Origin of the sequence: Hymenobacter rubidus (genome assembly GCF_016734815.1) — a bacterium.
Classification (GTDB): Bacteria; Bacteroidota; Bacteroidia; order Cytophagales; family Hymenobacteraceae; genus Hymenobacter; species Hymenobacter rubidus.
In genome coordinates this window covers 32,975-56,312 of the sequence record NZ_JAERQF010000035.1, presented here as the reverse complement: position 1 = coordinate 56,312, position 23,338 = coordinate 32,975, and the positions used below count along the sequence as shown (strand labels likewise).

Annotated in this window: 14 protein-coding genes; 11 read left to right on the top strand and 3 right to left on the bottom strand. The window is 60.6% G+C overall.

Features of this window, described 5'->3' with window-relative positions:
- Positions 1 to 113: 113 nt before the first annotated feature.
- From JKL48_RS18985 to JKL48_RS18935, 11 genes are all read left to right on the top strand, one after another.
- Positions 114 to 1,217, top strand: coding sequence for an acyltransferase family protein (locus JKL48_RS18985; protein WP_201986007.1), 1,104 nt, complete (start codon positions 114 to 116; stop codon positions 1,215 to 1,217).
- A gap of 87 nt (positions 1,218 to 1,304) precedes the next feature.
- Complete coding sequence (locus tag JKL48_RS18980; RefSeq protein ID WP_201986006.1) at positions 1,305 to 2,183, top strand: hypothetical protein; 879 nt, start codon at positions 1,305 to 1,307, stop codon at positions 2,181 to 2,183.
- Positions 2,184 to 2,467: 284 nt separating this feature from the next.
- A complete protein-coding gene (locus JKL48_RS18975) occupies positions 2,468 to 5,188 on the top strand; it encodes an alpha-L-rhamnosidase (protein ID WP_236668913.1) in 2,721 nt (906 codons plus the stop codon).
- A gap of 49 nt (positions 5,189 to 5,237) precedes the next feature.
- Positions 5,238 to 6,467: a glycoside hydrolase family 88/105 protein gene (locus tag JKL48_RS18970; protein WP_201986004.1), complete on the top strand. Its 1,230-nt coding sequence runs from the start codon at positions 5,238 to 5,240 to the stop codon at positions 6,465 to 6,467.
- Positions 6,468 to 6,493: 26 nt separating this feature from the next.
- On the top strand, positions 6,494 to 7,624 hold the full coding sequence (locus JKL48_RS18965) for a sialidase family protein (RefSeq protein WP_201986003.1): 1,131 nt from the start codon (positions 6,494 to 6,496) through the stop codon (positions 7,622 to 7,624).
- Between the two features lie 174 nt (positions 7,625 to 7,798).
- Positions 7,799 to 9,193 (top strand): alpha/beta hydrolase family protein, encoded by a 1,395-nt coding sequence (locus JKL48_RS18960; protein WP_201986002.1) that lies wholly within the window; start codon positions 7,799 to 7,801, stop codon positions 9,191 to 9,193.
- 143 nt (positions 9,194 to 9,336) lie between these two features.
- Complete coding sequence (locus JKL48_RS18955) at positions 9,337 to 11,202, top strand: right-handed parallel beta-helix repeat-containing protein (RefSeq protein WP_201986001.1); 1,866 nt, start codon at positions 9,337 to 9,339, stop codon at positions 11,200 to 11,202.
- A gap of 187 nt (positions 11,203 to 11,389) precedes the next feature.
- Positions 11,390 to 13,519 (top strand): alpha-L-rhamnosidase-related protein, encoded by a 2,130-nt coding sequence (locus tag JKL48_RS18950; protein ID WP_236668912.1) that lies wholly within the window; start codon positions 11,390 to 11,392, stop codon positions 13,517 to 13,519.
- Entirely contained in the window at positions 13,519 to 14,280 is a 762-nt protein-coding gene (locus JKL48_RS18945) for an L-rhamnose mutarotase (protein WP_201985999.1), read from the top strand. The genes JKL48_RS18950 and JKL48_RS18945 overlap by 1 nt, the downstream gene beginning before the upstream one ends.
- Before the next feature lie 59 nt (positions 14,281 to 14,339).
- Positions 14,340 to 15,410 carry a Gfo/Idh/MocA family protein gene (locus JKL48_RS18940; protein ID WP_201985998.1) on the top strand — a complete coding sequence of 357 codons (1,071 nt, stop codon included), beginning with the start codon at positions 14,340 to 14,342 and terminating at the stop codon, positions 15,408 to 15,410.
- Positions 15,411 to 15,575: 165 nt separating this feature from the next.
- Positions 15,576 to 17,165, top strand: a complete 1,590-nt coding sequence (locus JKL48_RS18935) for a sodium:solute symporter family transporter (protein WP_201985997.1) — start codon at positions 15,576 to 15,578, stop codon at positions 17,163 to 17,165.
- A gap of 111 nt (positions 17,166 to 17,276) precedes the next feature.
- On the opposite strand, the gene JKL48_RS18930 is transcribed toward JKL48_RS18935, so the two are convergent.
- From JKL48_RS18930 to JKL48_RS18920, 3 genes are all read right to left on the bottom strand, one after another.
- Positions 17,277 to 19,556, bottom strand: a complete 2,280-nt coding sequence (locus JKL48_RS18930) for a DUF5703 domain-containing protein (protein ID WP_262896012.1) — start codon at positions 19,554 to 19,556, stop codon at positions 17,277 to 17,279.
- Between the two features lie 137 nt (positions 19,557 to 19,693).
- Complete coding sequence (locus JKL48_RS18925; RefSeq protein WP_201985995.1) at positions 19,694 to 21,130, bottom strand: sialate O-acetylesterase; 1,437 nt, start codon at positions 21,128 to 21,130, stop codon at positions 19,694 to 19,696.
- A 162-nt stretch (positions 21,131 to 21,292) separates the two neighbouring features.
- Positions 21,293 to 23,332 (bottom strand): aceric acid hydrolase, encoded by a 2,040-nt coding sequence (locus JKL48_RS18920; RefSeq protein ID WP_201985994.1) that lies wholly within the window; start codon positions 23,330 to 23,332, stop codon positions 21,293 to 21,295.
- Positions 23,333 to 23,338 lie beyond the last annotated feature (6 nt).

The window sequence follows — 23,338 nt, the reverse complement described above, 5'->3', positions numbered from 1 at the left end:
CTTCATGACCCCAACCGAGTTCCGTCAAGCCGCCTAACCTCTACTTTTCGCTGGCCTACCTGACGGGGAAGCGTACAGCGAAGTCTTGAAGTAGCTCAATCTTTCCCACCCGCATGCAGCCCACCCCGCTACCCACCAAACCCCATTACCCCATCCTCGACGGCCTGCGGGGCGTGGCGGCGCTACTGGTGGTGGCCTTTCACCTGTGCGAGGCCCACGCCACCAGCCACCTCGACCAGGTGATTAACCACGGCTATCTGGCGGTGGATTTCTTCTTTTTGCTGTCGGGGTTCGTGATTGGTTACGCCTACGACGACCGGTGGGGCCGCCTCACGGTGGGTGGGTTCTTCAAGCGGCGGCTGGTGCGGCTGCAACCCCTGGTGGTGCTGGGCATGGTGATAGGGGCGGGGATGTACTACTTCCAGGCGTCGGCGCTGTTCCCCCTCATCGGCCAGACGCCGGTGTGGAAGATGCTGCTCGTGATGCTCCTCGGCTGCTTGATGGTGCCGGTGCCGGTGTCGCTCGACGTGCGGGGCTGGCACGAAACCTTTCCGCTCAACGGGCCGGGCTGGTCGCTCTTTTTCGAGTACGTGGCCAACGTGCTGTACGCGAAGGTGGTGCGCCGCTTCTCCAACGTGGCGCTGGGCATCTTGGTGGTGCTGGCGGCGGCACTGCTGCTGCACCTGGGCCTCACCAGTCCCCAGGGCGATGTCATTGGGGGCTGGTCGCTGGAGCCCGAGCAGCTGCACATCGGCTTTGCCCGCATGACGTACCCGTTTTTTGCGGGGCTGCTGCTGTTTCGGCTGGCGCGGCTGCGGCCGGTGCCGCAGGCCTTTGGGTGGTGCAGCCTGGCGGTGGTGGCGGTGCTGGCCATGCCCCGCATCGGCAGCCCCGCGCAGCTGTGGCAAAATGGGCTCTACGATGCGCTCTGCATCATTTTCGTCTTCCCCGGTATCATTTTCTTCGGGGCCAGCGGGGCGGTGCGCTCGGGCGCGGCCCAGCGGCTGTGCCGCTTCCTGGGCGATATTTCGTATCCGATTTACATCACGCACTACCCGCTCATCTACACCTACACGGCCTGGGTCGCTACCCATAAAGTGTCCTTGCGCGAGGGTTTGCCCGTGGCGGCGCTGGTCTATCTGGCGGCGGTGGCGCTGGCGTATGGGTGCTTGAAGTTCTACGATGAGCCGGTGCGGGGATGGCTGAGGGTTAGTTAAATAAAAACTTTGTATGTAATCAAAGACTTTTGAAGTTAGAAAACCTCTTATTTTGTTGCTGAAAAACAAATCTGAAATTTGAAAGCCATGAACGCAATTTTAGATACTAACACAGTTTATTACTTAGATAGTAAACTTTCTGCTGAAGAATATAGTAAAGTTTCTGCTAAGGTCGGTACAGGTGAGCTGAAGGTATTCGTGTCGCCGATAACCGTAATTGAAATGACTTCAAGATTAAAGGAGAATCCTCTTGATTTTATAAAGGTGCAAAATGCGATTAAAAAGCTTATGGCCTTGAATCCTATATTTTTACCTGACCCTGAACAGCAATTGATAGAGTATATATCAGGTGCAAAGGTTGAGGATAGTCAATACGTTCATTGGAAGGATGTATTTGAATCAATTTCTGCTGCGCCTAGCGTGACTGCGCTAGAAATAGGATTCGATGACCACGCTTCGCTTAAGAGGCGACAAGTTAGTCTTGCTAAGATACATTCCTTTAGGCAAGAATATGAGTCGCAGTATGTGAATGATATGAAAGAATCCCTTGTCACTGTGGTGAAAGGATATGAAGCTAAGATTTCTAAAGGAAAAATTCCGAAATTATCAAAGAGTGAGTTTGAGGAATTTGATAAGTTCTTAGTTTCTGATAGCTGGATAAACTTAATGAAAATTATGTTAGTCAATAGAACTCAGTTGCCCCTACCTGTTGAGGAAGCAAAGTTGAATTTAGTGTTTGCAAAAATAGAGTTTTTAAAAAAATCATATGAATATTTACTGCGTAGGATACTTGAAAATGGTTATATTCCTAGCATAAAGAAAAAGAACGATTATAATGATTTTCACTTCAATGTGTATTTTAATAAATTGAATGATTATATTTTTGTTACTGCTGAATCTAATCCCGTTTTCAGCGAGTTAAATGCACGTGGACGACTCGTGGCCATAGATAAACTAGTTAATTAAAAATTACTTCTGATTTATCCTGGACGGTGATTTGGTTGATAGTAGTTCTAAACAAACTCTATCCATTCCACCATCCTCCCCACACCATGCACAAATCGACCAGATTCGTGCTAACATCCTAGAATAACGGGAAGCAAAAAAGTCCGAACTATGTGGGTGCCGAACTGCGCCCCGCGCACCCCCCAGCCGGCCCGGTGGCCGAAGCGCTTGCTCTACGTTGGGGCGGGCGCAGGGGGGAGGCTCCGACTATGACTGCCCGACTTCTGTTTCTTCTGCTTACTTGTTTGTCGCTCACAGCGTTGGGGGCCGCGCCGCCCGCCGCTGTGCAGCTTCAGCGGCTGCGCTGCGAGCTGCTGACCAACCCCGAAGGCATCGACGCCACCGCCCCGCGCCTGAGCTGGGAGCTGCGCAGTGCCGCGCGCGGCCTCACCCAAACCGCCTACCAGGTGCTGGTGGCCTCGACCCCCGAAAAGCTGGCCGCCGACGAAGGCGACCTCTGGAACTCGGGCAAGGTGGCGTCGGGCCAATCGGTGCACGTGGCCTACGCCGGGGCGCCGCTCCGCAGCCGCGCCCGCTGCTACTGGAAGGTGCGCACCTGGACCGACCAGGGCGAAACCGCCTGGAGCCCGCCCGCCCGCTGGAGCATGGGCCTGCTCAACTACCTCGACTGGAAAGGCCGCTGGATTGGGCTGGACCGCGCCTTTCCCTGGGACGATGAATCGACCCACGCCCGGCTGTCGGCCCGCTATTTCCGCAAGGAGTTCAAGGCCGATAAGGCGGTGACGCAGGCCACCGCGTCCATCATCGGGCTGGGGCTCTACGAGCTGTACCTCAACGGCCAGCGCGTGGGCGACCAGGTGCTGGCGCCCGGCCCCACCGACTACACCCAGGGCGTGAAGTACAACACCTTCGACGTGACCGCGCTGCTGCGGCCCGGCGCCAACGCTCTCGGCACGGTGCTCGGCAACGGCCGATTCTACGCCATGCGGCAAAACTATAAGCCGTACAAAATCAAGACCTTCGGCTACCCCAAGCTGCTGATGCAGCTGGACGTGACTTACGCCGACGGCAGCCACGAAGTCATCAAAACCGACGAAAGCTGGCAGGCCACCGCCGACGGCCCCATTCGGGCCAACAACGAGTACGACGGCGAGGAATACGACGCCACCAAGGAAATGCCGGGCTGGGCCACCGCCGGCTTCGACGCCAAAAAGTGGCTGAAAACCGAGCTGGTGCAGGAGCCCGGCGGCGCCTTCGAGGCCCAGATGAACGAGAACATGAAGGTGATGGAAACCCTGAAACCGGTGGCCCTCAAGCCGCTGGCGGGCGGCAAATTCATCCTCGACATGGGCCAGAACATGGCCGGCTGGCTGCGGCTGCGCGCCACTGGCAAGCGGGGCGACAAAATCACGCTGCGCTTTGCCGAGACGCTGCAAAAAACCGGCGAGCTGTACGTGGCCAACCTGCGCGATGCCCGCGTGACCGACGTGTACACGCTGCGCGGCGGCACCCGCGAAACCTGGGAGCCCACGTTTGTGTACCACGGCTTCCGCTACGTCGAAATCAGTGGCTACCCCGGCACGCCCACGCTGGCCGATTTCGACGGCCGCGTGGTGTACGACGACCTGGCCACGACGGGCGAGTTTGTGACATCCAACGCCACTATCAACCAGATTTATAAGAATGCCTACTGGGGCATTCGGAGCAACTACAAAGGGATGCCCATCGACTGCCCGCAGCGCAACGAGCGGCAGCCCTGGCTCGGCGACCGCACCACTGGCGCGTATGGCGAGAGCTTCGTATTCGACAACTCGCGGCTGTACGCGAAATGGCTCGACGACATCGCGCAGGCCCAAAAAGCCGACGGCAGCATCCCCGACGTGGCCCCCGCGTTCTGGCGCTACTACGGCGACAACGTGACCTGGCCCGGCACCTACCTCACCATCGCCGACATGCTGTACGCGCAGTACGGCGACGCCCAGCCCATCGCCAAGCACTACGACTCGATGCGCCGCTGGCTCACCTACATGCGCGCCAACTACATGACCGACAATAACATCGTAACCAAGGACAAGTACGGCGATTGGTGCGTGCCGCCCGAATCGGAGAAGCTCATCCACTCGCAAGACCCCGCCCGCAACACCAGCGGCGAGGTCATCGCCACCAGCACCTACTACCATATGCTGACGCTGATGCAACGCTTCGCCACCGTGCTCGGCAAGCCCGCCGATGCGCAGGAATACGCTGCCCTAGGGGCCAAAATCAAGGACGCCTTCAACCAGAAGTTCCTGAACGCCCAAAACCAGCAGTACGCTAATAATACCGTGACGGCCAACCTGCTACCCCTGGCCTACGGCATGACGCCGGACGCCGAGCGCGGCAAGGTGTTCCAGAACATTGCCGATAAAATATTGGTCGAAAACAAGGGCCACATCAGCACCGGCGTCATCGGCACGCAGTGGCTCATGCGCGGCCTCACCGCCGAGGGCCGCCCCGACATTGCCTATAAGCTGGCCACCAACCGCGACTACCCGAGCTGGGGCTACATGGCCGCCAACGGTGCCACCACCATCTGGGAGCTCTGGAACGGCAACACCGCCGACCCCGCCATGAACTCCCAAAACCACGTGATGCTGCTCGGCGACCTGCTCATTTGGTACTACGAGGATTTGGCCGGTATCAAATCGGCCGCGCCGGGCTTCTCGCAGCTGGAGATGAAGCCCGCCATGATAGCCGGGCTAACATCAGTGCAGGCTTCCTACAAGTCGGTGCGCGGCCTGGTGCGCAGCAGCTGGAAAACGGAGGGCAAGCGCTTCACCTGGAACATCACCGTGCCGGGCAATACGAAGGCCGTCGTCTACATCCCGGCCAAAGACGAGAAGGACGTGAAGGAGGGCGGCAAGAAGCTGGCGGGCGCGCCCGGCGTGCGGTTTTTGCGCATGGAAGGGGGTAGGGCCGTGGTGGAAATTGGGTCAGGAGAGTATGCGTTTGTTTCTGGACTGTGAGGTGACCCGCAGGAAAGCCTCCTGTACAGTATTATTTGACTTACTCCTAATGAATAAAGCACTCGCTATAAATAAGCTAAAAGCCTGCGGCCTAACCATCGGGCTGGCCCTGTTAGCCAGCGTCCCAGCCGCCTACGCCCAAACTCCAACGCCCACCAGCCCGCAAATCCCCACCACCGCTAAGTGGTCGGAGCGCATGGCGCAGTCGGTGCTAAAGCGAAGCCCGTGGCTGCAAGACCCTAACCTAGGCGACTCCTGGGGTTACACGCAGGGGCTGCTGATGCACTCGCTGGAAGCGTTGGAGCATCAGAATCACGACCCGCGCCTGCGTACCGCTTTGCAGCAGTACAGCGACAAAATGGTGGATGCCCAGGGCGAGATTCACAACAAAGACTACAAGCCGCTGGACAACAGCCTCGACAACATCAATTCGGGCAAGCTCCTGTTCCAGCTCTACACCGAAACCAAGCAGGAGAAGTATAAAATTGCCCTGCAAAAGCTGCACGCCGAGCTTCAGCAGCAGCCCAAAACCAGCGACGGCGGCTACTGGCACAAGAAGAAATACCCCAGCCAGATGTGGCTCGATGGGGCCTACATGGCCAGCCCGTTCGTGGCTCAGTACGCGGCGTATTTCAAAGAGCCGGCCGGGTTTGACGAGGCGGCCAAGCAGCTGCTCTTGCTGGAAAAGCACCTGCGCGACCCCAAAACCGGCCTACTCTACCACGGCTGGGACGAGAAGCACGTGCAAGCCTGGGCCAACCCCCAAACCGGCCAGTCGCCCAACTTCTGGGGCCGCGCCATCGGCTGGTACGGCATGGCCCTGGTGGATGTGCTCGACTACCTGCCTGCCAAGCACCCTGACCGCCCCAAGCTGGTGCAGGTGCTCGACCAACTGGCCGTCGCCATTCAGAAATACCAGGACCCCGCCAGCGGCCTCTGGTACCAAGTGGTAGACAAGGGCGGCCAGCCCGGCAACTACCTGGAGGCATCGGCCTCGGGCATGTTCGTGTACACGCTGGCCAAGGGCGTGAACAAGGGCTACCTCAACAAGAAGTACCGCCCGGTGGCCCAAAAAGGCTTCGACGGCATCACGTCCAAGCTCATCGAAGTGAAGCCCGACGGCGAGCTCAACCTACTGCAAGTGTGCGAGGTAGCCGGCCTCGGCCCCGGCACCGAGCGTAACGGCTCCTACGAATACTACGTGGGCGAGCGCATCAAAATTAACGATTTGAAGGGGGTAGGGCCGTTCATTCTGGCCAGCCTCGAACTCAATAAATAGCGGCTCCGGCCATCCAACGTACCGCCATGAGAAACCCCATTTTGCTACTGGCCCTCGGGCTGCTTGCGCACGGCGCATCGGCCCAAACGCAGCCGTGGAAACAGGGCATCGTCACCGACGAATTCATCTTCGAAAAAGCGCCTTTTCCCGAGAGCCACGCTGCTACCATCGCCGAGACGCCGAAGGGCCTCGTAGCCGCGTGGTTTGGCGGCACCAAGGAGCGCAACCCCGACGTCGGCATCTGGGTGAGCCGCCAGGAAAACGGCCACTGGACTGCCCCCGTGGAGGTCGCCAACGGCATCCAAAACGAAACTCTGCGCTACCCCACCTGGAACCCGGTACTCTACCAGGCGCCCGGCGGCGAGCTGCTGCTATTCTACAAAATCGGCCCGAAACCCTCGGAGTGGAAGGGCTGGCTGCGCACCTCCAAAGACAACGGCCTGACATGGTCGGCCGCCCAGGCGCTGCCGGAAGGCTACATCGGGCCGGTGAAAAACAAGCCCGTACTGCTCAAAAACGGCACGTTGCTCTCGCCCACTAGCACCGAGGGCAGCGGCGGCTGGCTGGTGCACTTCGAAGCCACCCCGGATTTTGGCAAGACCTGGACCAAAACCGCGTCTGTGCCCAACGGTGCAACTCAGGGCGCGATTCAGCCCAGCATCCTCACCTACAAGGACGGCCGCCTGCAAGCCCTCTGCCGCAGCCGCGACCGCGCCATCCTCGAAACGTGGTCCACGGACCAGGGCAAAACCTGGTCGCCCCTCGCCAAAACCACCTTGCCCAACAACAACTCCGGCACCGACGCCGTGACCCTGAAAGACGGCCGCCAGCTGCTGGTGTACAACCACGTGCTGCCGCCCGGCACCCTGGCCAAAGGCCCCCGCACCCCCCTCAATGTGGCCGTGTCAAAAGACGGCAAAGAGTGGTACGCCGTGGCTATCCTGGAAGACTCGCCCATCAGCCAGTACTCGTACCCCTCGGTGATTCAGACCAGGGACGGGCTGGTGCATTTTGTGTACACCTGGCGCCGCCAACGCATCAAACACGCCGTGCTCGACCCCAAAAAGATGAAGCTGGTGAAGATTGAAAACGGCGTGTGGCCGGCCATGAAAGGCTATAAAGCGCCGGTGGGTGAGGCAGAGATTACGAAGGATTAACTGTCCGATAAGCCGGAACGTCAACCAAAAAGACCGTCATGCTGAGCGAAGTCGAAGCATCTCTACCTCAACACTAATCTCAATAGTTTCAACGAAGCGGTAGAGATGCTTCGGCTCCGCTCAGCATGACGGTTTCTTGACCGTTTTCTGTCGGTCCAAACCACATTCCCACCCATGTCCAGAATCTTCCGCCTGCTCCTAGGTTCGCTATTCCTCACTACCGCTACCCAAGCGCAAAACTCCGACGACCAGTACCGCGAGCCGTTACAGCAGGTGCTGGAGGAGATTCAGCAGCGCTACAGGGTGAAAATCCGGCCCGACGCGGCCATGGTGAAGGACAAGTATGTGACCTACGCCGAGTGGCGCTTTCGCCCCGACGTGGACGAAACCTTGCGCAGCGTGCTGGCCCCGTTTGACTACCAGGCGTCGAAAACCGGCGATAAAACTTACAAGCTCAAGACCTTTCAATACCACCTCAAAACGCCCGACGAAGGCGCGGCCCAACTGGCGCAGCTCGCCAGCCAGTACCACGACGCGGCCACCTGGGAGAAGCGCAAAGCCGAGCTGCGCAGCTGCATGTGGTCGGCGCTCCGGCTGTCGCCCATGCCCGCCAAACCGGCCAGTAAACCCATTATTACTAACAAGCGGCAATTTGACGGCTACACCGTGGAGAATGTGGCCATCGAGACGCTGCCGGGCTATTACATGACGGGCTCAATTTACAAGCCGCTCAAAGCAAAGGGCAAAATCCCGGTTATCATCAGTCCTGACGGGCACTTCGGCGACGGCCGCTACCGGGCCGATGCGCAATTGCGCTGCGCTACGCTGGCCCGCATGGGCGCGATGGTGTATAGCTACGACCTGTTTGCCTGGGGCGAGTCGCTGCTGCAATTCAAGGGCGAGGACCACCGCCGCAGCCTCGCCATGACGGTGCAGGCCCTGAACGGCGAGCGGGCGCTGGATTATTTATTGTCGCTGAAAGAGGCCGATAAATCCCGCGTGGCCATCACCGGCGGCTCGGGCGGCGGCAGCCAGACCATGCTACTCACCGCCCTGGATGACAGAATTAAGGTGAGTGTGCCGGTGGTGATGCTCTCGACTTACCATAGTGGCGGCTGCCCCTGCGAAAGCGGCCAGCCCGTGCACCTCTGCGGCAACGGCACCAACAACGCCGAAATCGCCGCCATGGCCGCCCCGCGCCCCCAGCTCGCCATCACCGACGGCGGCGACTGGACCGCCCAAACACCTGAAGTGGCCTATCCCTACCTGCAAAAAATCTACGGCTACTACGGACAGTCCGACCTCGTGCAAAACGTGCATCTGCCCAAGGAAGTCCACGACTACGGCCCTTCAAAACGGCAGGCCATGTACGAGTTCATGGCCAAAAACCTGGGCCTCAATTTGGCTGCTGCGGAGGATAAATCCGGCAAGCTGGACGAATCGAAAGTGACAGTTGAGAAGGAGGAGGCGCAACACGTTTTCGGGCCGAAAGGGGAGGGGCTGCCGGCCAATGCGCTGCACAGCTTCGAGGACTTGCAGGCGGTTTTTGCGAAGGCGGTGGCACCGTGATGTAGCGTGGACTCTGCGAGTCCGTGCAACGAGCGCAGCAAGTATCCGCGTCTGCGCCGGTTGATATCAAACATAATTCAAGTGCAGCCGCCACTACTCGCTGCGCTCGTTACGCGGACTCGCAGAGTCCGCGCTACTTAAGCATGACTCGAACGTTACTCATCGCCCTCAGCCTGCTAGCCGCTGCGCCCGCCCGCGCCGCCGACATCTGGGTGTCGCCCACCGGCTCCGACCGCAACCCGGGCACGCAGGCCCAGCCGCTGGCCACCCCAAATGCCGCCCTGCGCCAAGCCCGCGACCTGCGCCGCCTGCACGATGCCTCGGTGGCCGATGGCGTGCACATCTGGCTGAAGGGCGGCGAGTACCGGCTGACGGAGCCGTGGTTTTTTCGCCCCGAGGATGCAGGCACGGCCGCCAGCCCCACCGTGGTAGCCGCCGCGCCCGGCGAGCAGCCAGTGCTGAGTGGCGGCATGTCGGTAACGGGCTGGCACAAAGCGACTGGTAAGATTGCCGGCCTGCCGGCTGCCGCGCAGGGCCAAGTATGGGTGGCCGTCGCGCCGCAGTGGGCGGGCCGCGCCATCAATTTTCGCCAGCTGTGGGTGAATGGCCGCAAAGCCACCCGCGCCCGCACCCCCAACCACGACAACCTGCCCCGCCTGCTCATCTGGGACACCGACAAGCGCGAAACCACTGTGCCAGCCGCTGCCCTGGGTGGCATAAAGCAACCCGGGCAACTGGAAATGGTGCTGCACCAGATGTGGGCCGTGAACATGCTGCGCGTGAAAACCCTGACCGTGCAAGGTGATAAAGCCCGCGTGACGTTTCAGGAGCCCGAAAGCCGCATCCAGTTTGAGCACCCCTGGCCGCGGCCCATCATCAACGGCAAAAACGGCAGCTCGGCCTTCTACCTGACCAATGCCATCGAGCTGCTCGACCAGCCCGGCGAGTGGTTTTATGACGCGCCGCGCGGGCAGGTGTATTACTGGCCCCGCTCCGGCGAAAACCTGGCCACCGCCCAGGTGGTAGCGCCGGCCCTGGAAACGGTGGTGCGGGTAGCCGGCACTCTCGACCAGCCCATAAGCCACGTGCAGTTTAAGGGGCTGACGTTTGCTTACACGACGTGGCTGCGGCCCTCGGAGCAGGGCCACGTGCCCCTGCAAGCCGGCATGTACCTACTGGATGGCTACTCGCTAGCCAAGCCCGGCACGCCCGACAAAGCCGGCCTCGAAAACCAGGCTTGGATTGGTCGGCCACCGGCTGGGGTGGAGGTACAGAACGCGCACCACACGCGCTTCGAGCGCTGCCAATTTCGGCACATGGGCGCGACGGCGCTGGACTATCAAAGCGGAACCCACGACGACGTCATCAGCGGCTGCATCGTGCGCGACGCGGCCGTGAACGGAGTGCAGCTGGGCAAATTCTCCGACGAAAGCGTGGAAACGCACCTGCCCTACAACCCGAAAGACGAGCGCGAAATCTGCATCAATGAGCTGCTGGAAAACAACCTCGTCACCGACTGCGGCAACGAGGACTGGGGCGCGGTGGGCATCGCCGCGGGCTTCGTGCGCGGCGTCACCATCCGGCACAACGAAGTGGCGCAAGTGCCCTACACCGGCATCAGCCTGGGCTGGGGCTGGACCAAAACCGCCAACGCCATGCGCGACAACCGCGTGCAGGCCAATTACATCCACCACTACGCCCAGCATACCTACGACGTGGCCGGCGTGTACACGCTTTCGGCCCAGCCGGGCACGGTCATCACCGAAAACCGCGTCGATGAAATCGGCCGCGCGCCCTACGTGCACGACCCCGACCACTGGTTTTACCTCTATCTGGATGAGGGCTCGTCCAACATCACCGTGCAGGACAACTGGTGCCCGGCCGAGAAATTTTTGGCCAATGCCAACGGGCCGGGCAACGTGTGGAAGAACAACGGCCCGATGGTGAGCGAGGCCATTAAGCAGGCGGCGGGGTTGGAAGCGGGGTATCAGGATTTGCCAAGGCCCTGACGTGGGCGCCTCACCCCCCGGCCCCCTCTCCAAAAAGGAGAGGGGGAGCCTGACGAATAAGATGAATGAGTAATTGATTTTTATGAAGGAAAATACCGAAGCCGCCACAAGAAAGTCGCTTGGCTTCCCCTCTCCTTTTCGGAGAGGGGGCCGGGGGGTGAGGCGCACCGTCTGGGCAGTTCTGCTCTTGCTTTCAACCCTCCCCAGCTTCGCCCAAAAAGCCACCTGGATTTGGTACCCCGGCGACTATGAAATCTGGCTGGGCAACCAGATGCAGAACCGCCGCACCGAGCGCGGCACGTTCTTCCCGGTGTTCTGGCGCATGGACAGCCACTACGTCCTCATCGACTTTCACAAGGACTTTGACCTCGCGCAGCCCGAAGATGTGGAGCTGCGCGCCGAGGGCCAGTACAACGTGAAGCTCGACGGCAAGCCGCTGACCGGCGCGCCCACCCGCCTGACCGTGCCGGCCGGCAAGCACCGGATTAATATCAAAGTATATAATCAGGCCACGCCGCCGGCCGTGTTCGTGCGCGGCAAAACCATTGCCTCCGATGCCTCGTGGCTGGTGACCTACGAGGACAAGGAATGGATTGACGCCTCGGGCAAAACCTCCGACCAATCGGGCACAACCTGGCTGCAGGCGGGCGCCTGGAATTTCGATTCACCTGAGGCTTTACCCTCGGCTTTTAAGCTGCCGACGGAGGTGCGCCGGGCCGCTCGTGTAGAGCGTACGTCGCAGGGCTTAGTGGCCGATTTTGGGCGCGAAACCTTCGGCTACATCAAGCTGCACGGCTTGAAGGGTAAGGGGCAAGTGGCGGTGTATTTTGGCGAATCGAAGGAAGAAGCCATAGCCACCGAAACCGGCGAAACGCTGGAATACCTGACCATAGACCAGCCACAGAAGGTCGACCGGGTAACGAGCCTGTCAAAAGCGTTTCGCTACGTGAACATCCGGCCCGAGGCGGGCGTGAGCCTCGATTCGGTGTCGCTGCTATATGAATATGCGCCGGTGGCGGAGCGGGGCAAGTTCCGCAGCTCCGATGCGCAGCTGAATAAAATCTGGGACGTGGCGGCCTACACCATGCACCTCAATACGCGGGAATTTTTCATCGACGGCATCAAGCGCGACCGGTGGGTGTGGTCGGGCGACGCCTACCAGAGCTACCTGATGAATTACTACCTCTACTTCGACACGCCGACGGTGAACCGCACCCAGTTTGCGCTGCGTGGCAAGGACCCGGTGACCAGCCACATCAACACCATCATGGACTACAGTTTCTACTGGTTCATCAGCGTGTACGATGCCTACCAATACACGGGCGATAAGGCGCAGGTGCAGCAGCTCTACCCCCGCATGCAGAGCCTGATGGACTACTGCCTTGGCCGCCGCAACAAGGACGGGCTGATGGAAGGCCTGGCCGGCGACTGGGTATTCATCGACTGGGCCGACGGCCTGAGCAAGAAGGGCGAAGTGAGCTTCGAGCAGCTGCTGCTGTGCCGCAGCCTCGAAAGCATGGCCCTGTGCGCCAATCTGGTGGGCGACCAAGCCGGCGCGCAGAAATACCAGCAGCTGGCCACCAACCTCAAGGCCAAAATCTTCGCCACCTACTGGAATGCCAACAAAGGCGCGCTGGTGCACAGCCGCGTGGCTGGCCAGCCCACCGAGAACGTGACGCGCTACGCCAACATGTTTGCCATCTTCTTCGACTACCTCAGCCCCGAGCAGGAGCAGCAGGTGAAGAAATCGGTACTGCTGAACCCGCAGGTGCCCAAAATCACGACGCCCTACATGCGCTTCTACGAGCTGGAAGCGCTGTGCGCGCTGGGCGAGCAGCCCTATGTGCTGAAAGAAATGAAGTCGTACTGGGGCGGCATGCTGAACGAAGGCGCCACTTCTTTTTGGGAAGAATACGACCCTGCTAAAAAAGGAACTGAGCACCTGGCCATGTACGGCCGGCCCTTCGGCAAGAGCCTGTGCCACGCCTGGGGCGCCAGCCCGATTTACTTGCTGGGCAAATACTACCTCGGCGTGAAGCCGCTCACGCCGGGCTACGCCACTTATGAAATCGTGCCTAACCTCGGCGGCCTGCAATGGATGGAAGGCACCGTACCCACGCCGCAGGGCGACATCACGGTGGCCGCCAGCCCCAAGCAGCTGAAAGTGAAAGGGGCCAGTGGTACCGGCACGCTACGCTTCAAAAGCAAGTCGAAACCCAGCTGCAAAGGCGGCAAAATCGTGTCGAAGGGCAGTGGGCAGTACGAGCTGACGCTGGAAAAAGGCCGTGAGTACGTGGTGACTTATCAGGCCTTGTAATGGAACGCCCTCTGCGCACCTCTGCGAAAACCTCTGCGCCCCTCTGCGGGAACCGACGCCTGCTCAGCTTGCTGCTTTGGCTGCTGTTGCCGCTGGCCGCCACGGCGCAGGCTGGTGAAAAAATGGCTTTGGTTGAAATCATTGGCCCCGGTCAAGCACCTATTGCTGCCGAAAACCTGCTGAAACTATGTCAGAAATACCAGATATCAACCACAGGTGTATACCGTTGGCAAAATCACCTGATTGCCTACGGAAAAGCCGCCGGCATGCAGGGGTTGCAAAAGAATCTGGCCGCCGTTTATGCGGGCAAGGAGGTGAAATTCTACGCCGCGCCCTTCTACAAATTCGACCGGCATTATTGCTCGAATAAAACCACGGCAAAACAGTGGGACAACATCATCCTCACAGCCAATCTGGTCAAAGACCCCGCCAAGCAGCAAGAGTACCTGAACTACCACGCTACCCAGTTTCAAAAGTGGCCGGAAGTTGCCCAAGGATTCTGCAACGCCAGCTTTCAGCAGCTGCTGGTGTTTCGGCAGGGGCGGCAGCTGATGTTGGTTATCAGCATTCCGCACGGCGCCAGCTTGGATGAATTGAACCCGAAAACTTCGCTGAATAACCCGCGCGTGGACGCCTGGAATGCCCTGATGAAGCAGTATCAGGAAGGCATTGCTGGCACCAAGGCAGGAGAGGTTTGGGTGTTCCTGAAACCGGTAGCGGTAGGGGCGGGGCCTGCCCCCGCCCATCGGGCGCGCCCATAAAAACGATTCTGTTCAACGACGGGCGGGGACAGGCCCCGCCCCTACATTTCTTAAACACTATGCTCACCCTAGGAATCCTCGGCCTCGGCGAAGGCCGCAGCACCATGTCGGCCGCTCTGAACAGCCCGAAATGGAAACTCAAAACCATCTGCGACCGCAACGAAGACCTGTGCCGCCACCGCGCCGAGGAATTCAACTTCCCGCACTATACCACGCAGTACCAGGACCTGCTCGATGACCCGGAAATCGACGCCGTGGCCATCTATACGCCCGACCACCTCCACGCCGCGCACGTGGCCCAGGCGCTGCGGGCCGGCAAGCATGTGGTCTGCACCAAGCCGTTTATCGACGACCTTTCCAAAGCCAATGAGCTGCTGGAATTAAGTCGGACTTCAGGAAAAAAGCTGTTCGTGGGCCAAAGTTCCCGCTTTTTTGAGCCCATGAAGCGGCAGCGGGCCGATTACGAAGCCGGCCTCATCGGTGAGCTCATCACCATCGAAGCCTACTACCACGCCGACCACCGCTGGTTTCTGGAAAAAGGCTGGTCCTTGGAAAACGCCTTCAAGTGGCTCTACGGCGGCCTCAGCCACCCAGTCGATTTCATTCGCTGGTACCTGCCCGATATCGAGGAGGTGATGGGCTACGGCATGCTGAGCAGCAACGGCGCCAAAGGCGGCCTCAAGCACCAGGACACCATGCACTTCATCTTCAAAAGCACCGACGGCCGGGTGGCTCGCGTGAGCGGCTGCTACACCGGCCCCGTGCAGCCCGTGACGCGCGACTCGGAGATGAGCTGCATCCTGCGCGGCACCGAGGGCGCCAGCCAGGGCGACTACATGGACCTGCGCTACGCCATCACCGACCGCACCGGCGAGGAGCGCCTCATCACCTGGGAGCACAAGCTCAAGCACTATTTCCGCTTCGAGGGCAAGAGCCACCACGCCGGCGAATACCAGAACTACCTGGAGTACTTCGCCGATTCCATCGAGCAGAATTTCACCGCTTATCCGGATTTGAAAGAAGGCATCGGCACCATTGCGCTGCTGCAGGCCATGGACCGCTCGCTGAGCACCGGCCAGCCGGTGAAAGTGCGCGACTTGCTGGCGGAGCACGGGATTACGCTGGGCTAGAACGACCAAAAAAGGCCGTCATGCTGAGTGCAGTCGAAGCATCTCTACCGCAATAGTGAATGAGTGGCGTTGCGCGGTAGAGATGCTTCGACTGCGCTCAGCATGACCGTTTCTTCGGCCAAAATTCTTTTCCAATTCCCACCCAAAAACCACCCTTTCACTCACATGGGCAACAACCTGCTCGGCCATCTTACTGCCTGGGACTACGCCATCGTCGTGGCTTACGTCATCATTCTGGTTATCATTGGCTTCCGGGCCAGTGCTTCGCAGCGCGAAAAGCCCGAAGAATCTATCTTTCTGGCCAATAAATCGTTGGGCTGGGCCAGCATCGGGTTCAACATGTGGGGCACCAATGTGGGGCCGTCGATGCTGCTGGCGTTTGCCAGCATTGGGTACAGCACGGGCATCGTGGCGGTGAATTTTGAGTGGTACGCTTTCGTGTTTTTGTTTCTGCTGGCGGTGGTGTTTGCGCCGCGCTACCTGGCGGCCAATGTGAGCACCATGCCGGGCTTCATGGGCCGGCAGTACGGCGATTCCACGCAGAACATTCTGGCCTGGTACGCGCTGATTAAAATCCTGATTTCGTGGCTGTCGCTGGGCTTGTTCGCGGGCGGTTTTCTGGTGCGCCAGATTCTGGGAATTCCCATGTGGCAGTCGGTGATTGTGCTGGTGCTGTTTGCGGGGTTTTTCGCCTTCGTGGGCGGCCTCAAGGCCATTGCCAAAGTCAACGTTTTTCAGATGATTCTGCTCATTGCCGTGTCGCTCACGCTCACCGTTATCGGTGTGCTGAAAGTGGGCGGGCTGAGCCAGGTATACCACGGCGTGCCCAGCCATTACTGGAACCTGCTGCACCCGGCCTCCGACCCCAAATATCCGTGGTACGCCATTCTGCTGGGCTACCCGGTATCGGCGGTGGCGTTTTTCTGCACCGACCAGGCCATGGTGCAATCGGTGCTCGGGGCCCGCAACCTGGAGCAGGGCCAGCTGGGCGTGAACTTCATCGGCTGGCTGAAAATCCTGTCGCTGCCGCTGTTCATCGGCACCGGCATTTTGTGCTTCATTCTATTCCCACACCTCAAAGACCCCAGCGAGGCCTACATGACGATGGTAACCAGCCTGTTTCCGGCTGGTATGAAAGGCCTCGTCATCGTGGTATTGATAGCCGTGCTGGTGGGCACCATCAGCTCCTCGCTCAACTCGCTGAGCACCGTGTTTACGATGGACGTGTACGCCCGCAACATCAACCCCCACGCCAGCAACCAGCAAATCAAGGCCGTGGGCCGGCTCACCATTCTGGTCGGCTGCGGGTTTGCGGTGCTGGTAGCGCTGGCTATTGATAGCGTGAAAGGGCTGAACCTGTTCGATATTTTTCAGGCCGTGCTCGGCTTCATCGCGCCGCCGCTGGCGGTGGTGTTTTTGCTATCGGTGTTCTGGCGGCGCACCACGCAGCGGGCAGTGAATGGCATTTTGTCCCTGGGCTCGGCCTTTAGCCTGGGGGTGGGCGTGGTGTATTTGTGGGTGCTGCCTTCGGCGAAATACAGCTTCTGGCCGCACTACCTAGTGCTGTCGTTTCTCATTTTCGCCGTGCTGTTCGTGGCCGCCATGCTACTCTCCCTCACCGACCCGGCGGGCCAGGCCAGGCGCCAGGCGGTGGACTACGGCGTGCTGGCCCGGCCCACGCGGCGCGTGCAAATTTTGTGGGCGGCACTGGCCGTGGTGATGGTGGGGCTGTACGTAGTGTTCAACGGGCATTAAGGCTGTAGAGACGCGACACTTCGCGTCTCAATCGTCGCGGATGTTATTTATGCCGCGCGGTTCCAATCGTTCAACGGGGAGACGCGAAGTGTCGCGTCTCTACATGACGTTCTACATCACCACATCCGCCCGCCGTGCCTCCGGCCACACCTTCAGCACCTGCACTTTCCCATCCTTTACCACGGCTTCTACCGTCGTTTGATACGGGGCGTGGAGCTTGAAATGCACGTCCCAATTTCTGGGCCAGGCGGGCAGCAGAATAATCTTTCGCCCGTCGGTTTGCAGCAGCATTTCCTGCAAGCCAATCATGCCCGAGCCGCCCCAGTTGTGGTCGGGGGCCCAGTCGTAGCCGGGGCCCCAGAAGGCCGGAAAGCGGCGGCCGGAATCCTGCAGCTTCTTCACCGTCAGTTCGGCGGCTTCGGCGGTGAGGCCGAGGCGGGCGGCGAAGATGTTGTGCTGCTTCCAGCCCACGTGGGAGCGGAATTTCTGCACGTCGGCATCGTACAGGTAGGTGTTGCGGGCCGTGTCGAGGCCTGCCTTGCCCACCCCATAGAGGCCCCAGGGAAAAACCGGGTAGAGCTGCGGGCTCTCGGTGTTGTTGAGGCGCTCCCAGGTTTTGGCGGGCGCGATGGTGGGGTGTCCCTGGCTTTCGCGGAAGCTGATGGCCGGAATGCGGCTCAGCATGGCCGTCCACTTCTGGCGCTGCTCGGGCGTGCCGTAGCGCGGCGGCAGGGCAAGCAGGCGCGTAAGCACGGTGCGCAGGCCGGCAATGGTAGCGGTGGAGTTGTAGGCCATCTTGTAGGTCTCGGCTCCCGAGCCGGGGTAGAGCACCAGGCGGCCCGCGCCGTCGAGGGCCTTGGCGCCGCGCTGCCGGGCCAGGTATTGATAATGCTCGTCGAAGAAGGTGAGGCAGCTTTCCACGAAGGGCAGGTAGGCGCTGGGGTCGTGGCCGGCGTAGCGCTCGGTTTCCAGCATCATCAGGCAGAATTCCAGCACCGTGTCCCACTCGTATTCCAGCCAGGCGTTGTATTCCAAGCCCTTGTCGAAGTTGGCGGGGCGCTTCCAGTTGTATTCGGCAGGGTTGGGCAGGCCGAAGTTTTCGAGTTGCTCGGTAAAGCAGGCGCCGGGGTGCTGCCAGTAGGTTTGGCTGCGCAGCTCGGCGTTGCGCAGCAGTCGCAGATAGAAGTCGAACTGCGGCTTCATAAGTGCCGCATCGCCGCTTTTCAGCATCGGCCAGTACACGAGGCGCTGGTTTTGGGCGGTGTGGGTGCCGCCGCCCCAATTGCGGAAATCGGGCGTGAACTTGAGCGCGGAGTCGGTCAGGACAGGGTCATAGGTGAACAGGCCGCCGTTGAACTTGGTGGGCCACTGGCCGAAGGCATTGCAGCCCAGCAGGTAGCGCATGAGCTGGTAGTTGCGGCCCGCTTGCCATTCCGGGGTGTCCCCCAAGGCTTTATCCGGCTGAATGTAGATGAAGCTGCGCTGCCAGTAGTTGCGCCACCAGGCCACGGTGCGCTGGCGGGCGGCTTTGGGATTTGTCTGGGCAGCGGCTAGGGTCTGCTGCAGCCCTTGTTGCCACTGCTGCGCGCTGGGCGCCGTGGCCGTGTGCAGCGCCACCACGAAAGCGTGCGTGCGGGCCGGGGTGCGGCTTTTCAACTTCCAACCGTGGTAGGGGGTGTTGAGGTAATGACCGGTGGTGGCCCCGGCCGGTAGCATATTCGGTCCCTGCATCGCGCCGCCAAAAATCAGCTGGTTGAGCGGGTTGTAGAGCCGGTCTTTAATGCCCGCCAACCCTTGCTGCTGCACCGCCACGTCGAACACGGTTTTGGCCTGGTTCTGGTGGAAAAATTCGATGCCCTGGCTGCGGAAACCGATGCTGTCGCGGCGGGTCTTGACCTCGCCCTGCGGGGCCCATTTGTAGGAGTTCTGGTTGATTTCCTTGCCCTTGAGGCGGCGGTCGGCGAAGCGCCAGCTTTCGTAAGTAGCTTCGGCAGAGAGCTTGGCAGTGCTGCTAATTTCAACGTGCACCACGGGTTGGAAAACATCGACCCAGATGTGCACTTGCGCCGTGGTTTTGCCCCCGGTACCCGTCAGCGTCACGTCGCCGGTTTGCAGCGTGAGCTGCTGTTTGAACGTGCCTTTATCGAACGGGTTGGGCGTGAGGTGCAGGCGTACGCGGCCAAGTTTCAGCAGCGAGTTATTCTCATCAAACGTGCCGCTGCGGGCGATGTAAAACAGCACGTCGCCGTTTTCGGCCCACACGTTCAGGCCAATGTCGCCGCCGCCGCAGGGCATCGATTCGCCGGCGTTTCGGCTGGGCGTGGTCCAGGTGATGTTGTTGGTGGCGAGCTCGGGTTGGGCGTGGGCCTGGAGGCTAAGGAATGCAAGCAGACAAGCCCAGAAGTAAGGTTCCCGCAGAGGTGCGCGGAGGATTTCGCAGAGGTACGCAGAGGTCGTTCCAGAACCGCTCAGCGTACCTCTGCGGACACACTGCGCACCTCTGCGGGAAACGGCGTTGGGAAAAAGAATCATTGCGCCCAATCATCGGTCCGGAACGACGACACCGGCAGCCCTTCATTGCTGAACAAAGTAGCCTTGGTGAAGTCCTGGAACGCGTAGCGCACCGCCACGGGCACCTTCACCGCCTCGGCCGAAACGTTGATGACGCTGCCCGCAATAGCCGCTTTAGCGGGGTACCACTTCTGGTCGGCCCCGGCGACTTCGAAGCCCGTGAGCTCCTGCCCAAACGTCGTCATGCCCATGGGCGAGTTCCTGAAGCGCACGGCCACCGTGTTGTCCTTCACCGTCATCGACTCGTAGGTCGGGCTCAGCGCGCCGACGCCTTTCAGGCCGTAGGTCTGGGCCAGGGCCAGCAGGGCCAGGCGGGTGCCGCCGGGCTCCTTGCGCATGGGGTGGATGCTAGTTTCCTCGCCCACGTCGAGCAGCACGGCCATGCCGGTGTTAGGCACCTGGTCCTGTAGCTTGCGCTGGGCGTCGCGCAGGAAGGCGGAGTTGTACTTGCCGCCCTTGTTTTTGGAGGTGCGGGTGTAGTCGAAGGGCGCAATCTGGGCGTAATAGAAGGGGAAGTCGCCCATGCCCCACTTCGTGCGCCACTGCTTCACCATGGCCGCGAATAGCTTCTCGTATTCGTCGGGCCGGTCGTAGTTTGATTCGCCCTGGTACCAGATAGCACCCTTAATGCCATAGCCTTCAATGGGATGCAGCATGCCGTTGTAGAGCGTGGTCGCCGTCCGGCTCACCAGCTTGATGGTGTCGCCCTTGGCCGGAATCTTCACCCCGGCAAACTGCCGCACCGTCTCGGCGTCCATCCACGCTTCGATGAAGGAGCCGCTGTAGCTGCAATGCAGCAGGCCCACCGGCACCCCAAGCTGCTCCTGCAGCAGCCGCCCAAAGTAGTAGGCCGTGGCGCTGAAATTGCTCACGGCTTCGGGCTCGGCCAGGCGCCAGGGCGAGGGTTTGCTGTTGTCCTGCGGCTCCGTGACGGACGAGCGAGGCACGGTGTAGAGCCGCAGCTGGTCGTTCTTCGAATGCAGAATAGCTTCGTTCGAGCCCAGTACGGGTTGGCCTTTGAAGCCCTTCATGGGCATTTCCATGTTCGACTGCCCGCCGCAGAGCCAGACCTCGCCCACCAGCACGTTTTTGAGTTGCACGGCCGGGCCGTCGCCGCTTATGCTCAGGGTATAGGGAGTATAGCTGGCGGCCGGCGTTTTCACCTTCAGCCGCCACTTGCCGGCCGCGTCGGCTTGGGCCGTGTATTTCTGCTTGCTCCACGAGGGATTGACGGCAATGGTGCTGCCGGCTTTGGCCCAGCCCCACACCGCGCACTCGGCCTGCTGCTGCAGCACCATGTTGTCGGTGAAGAGCGAGGCCAAGCGCAGCTGGGCGTGGCTCAGCAGCGGGAGAAACAGCGTGAGACAGAAAAGAAAAAGAGGCTTGAGCTTCATAGAGAAAACCAGGTTAAAGTCGCGTCGGTCATGCAGAGAGCAGCGAAGCATCTCGCGGGTGATAGTAATTCAGTTGTGCGGACGACATGGGGTAATCAAAGCACGCGAGATGCTTCGCTGCGCTCTGCATGACAGTAAAAGGTGTGGGTGACAAATCAATTGCTACCGGCTCACCGGCAGCCACACCTCCATATCGTGCAGCCCCCGGTTGCCCCAGGCGTAGTACGGCACCAGCTTAAACGGCACGGAGGCGGGTTTCTCCTTCGAAATCGGGTGGTAGAGCTGGCCCTTCCAGGCCGAGTTGTCGGCCATGGTGGTCTGGCCTTCCAGCCACACCACATCAGCGCCGGCAATGGTGGTGTGGCGCGGCGTGAAAACGGTGTTGGCGTCCACAATCAGGCCGCTGAGAGGCTCGCCGGCGGGCAGGTCGCTGGCTTCGAGGCAATAGACCACCGGTCCGCGCCGCACGGCCACCTGGTTGCGGGTTTCCTCGACCAGGGCGTTGGCTTCCAGCAGCTGCGCGGGCATCGGGAGTTGCAGCTCCACCTTGTCGCCGGCCTTCCAGCGGCGGTTGATTTCGGCGTATTTGCCGGGCGTGAGGGTGGCGGCCACGGGCTGGCCATTCACGACCAGCGCCGCGCCTTCGCTCCAGCCGGGCACCCGGAAAAACAACGAAAACGGCTTTTTCGGGGCGGTTTGCAGGGTCACTTTCACGCTGCCATCCCAGGGGTAGTTGGTTTCCTGGGTCAGCTTGAGGGGCGAGCCGTCTTTGAGCTTCGTATTCAGGTTATTGCCGCCGTAGAGGTTCAGCCACAGGCCTTTATCCGATGTGTTGTACATATAATTGTTCACCTCCGCGATGGTGCGCACCACGTTGGGCGGGCAGCAGTTGGAGAGGCTGATGTAGTCGACCCGCTCCTTCGACCAGCGCTGGGCGAAGGGCAAATCGGCCGAGTACGCCAGCGGATTGGTGTAGAGGAAGCGCTGCCCGTCGAGGCTGATGCCGGACAACACGCTGTTGTAGAGCGCCGTTTCCATCACGTCGGCGTACTTGGCATCGCCCGTGATTTGCAGCATCCGCCAGTTCCAGAGCACGTTGCCGATGTTGGCGCAGGTTTCGCCGTGGGCCGTGAGGTTGGGCAGCTGGTAGTCGCGCCCATAGGCCTGGTGGATTTTCTGCACCGTGTCGGGCTTGTAGGCCGTGCCGTCGGGCGACACGCCATCGTAAAGGGCCCCGCAGGCGCCGGTGACGTACATTTTGTGCTGGGTCACGTCGTCCCACATCTTGTTCAGGGTCGTGAGCAGGGTCTGGTCGCCGGTTTCGGCGTACACATCGGCCGCGCCAGCGAAGAGGTAGTTGGCCCGCACGGCGTGGCCCCCGGCCTTCTGCATCTGGCGGAACGGCAGGCGGTCCTGGTTGTCGTCGGTGCCGATGTCGGCCGCCAGCCCGCGGATGTTGATGAGGCTTTCGGCCAGCTCCAGGTAGCGCGGGTCGCGGGTGGTGCGGTACATTTCCACCACGCCCATGTAGTGCGCCGGGCAGATGGCGTTGCGCGCCAGCTCGGGCGAGGCCGTTTTGTAGAAATTGTACAGGTAATCAGTGGCTTTCTTCGCGGCATTGAGCAGGGTGGTTTTGCCGGTGGCGCGGTAGTGCACGCAGCCGGCCGTCATGAGGTGGCCGAGGTTGTAGGTCTCGAAATTCAGCCGGTTCTTGAATGCCGCCTTCTGGCCCGGATTGTTGAGCTCCGCGATGGTGCTCTGGGTGCTCAGGTAGCCATCGGGCCGCTGTACCTTCACAATCAAGGCAATGGCTTCGTCAAGCTGCTGGTCCAGCTTAGGGTCGTGGTTCACCGCATAGGTGGCCGACAGCGCTTCCAGCAATTTGAAGAAGTCGCCGTCGTGGAAGGGCGGGCCTTTGTGTTCGCCTTTCGCCAGGCCGGCGGCAATCTCGAAGTTCTTGTAGGCGTGGTTGCGGTCGGAGTGGTAGAGCGCCCACATGGTCGGAATCATCGACTTCTGGCACACGTCGAACCGCTCAGCCCAGAAGCCGTTGGTCCACTGCACGCTGCCCATGTCCACGCTGCTCAGCTTGGCGTGCGAGCTGGCGGAGGTGTTGACGAGGGCCTTTTGCTGGGCGAAAACGGGGCCGGCCAAAGCCACCGCCATCAGTCCAAGGCCAAGTTTTTTAAGAAATACCTGCATAGTCGT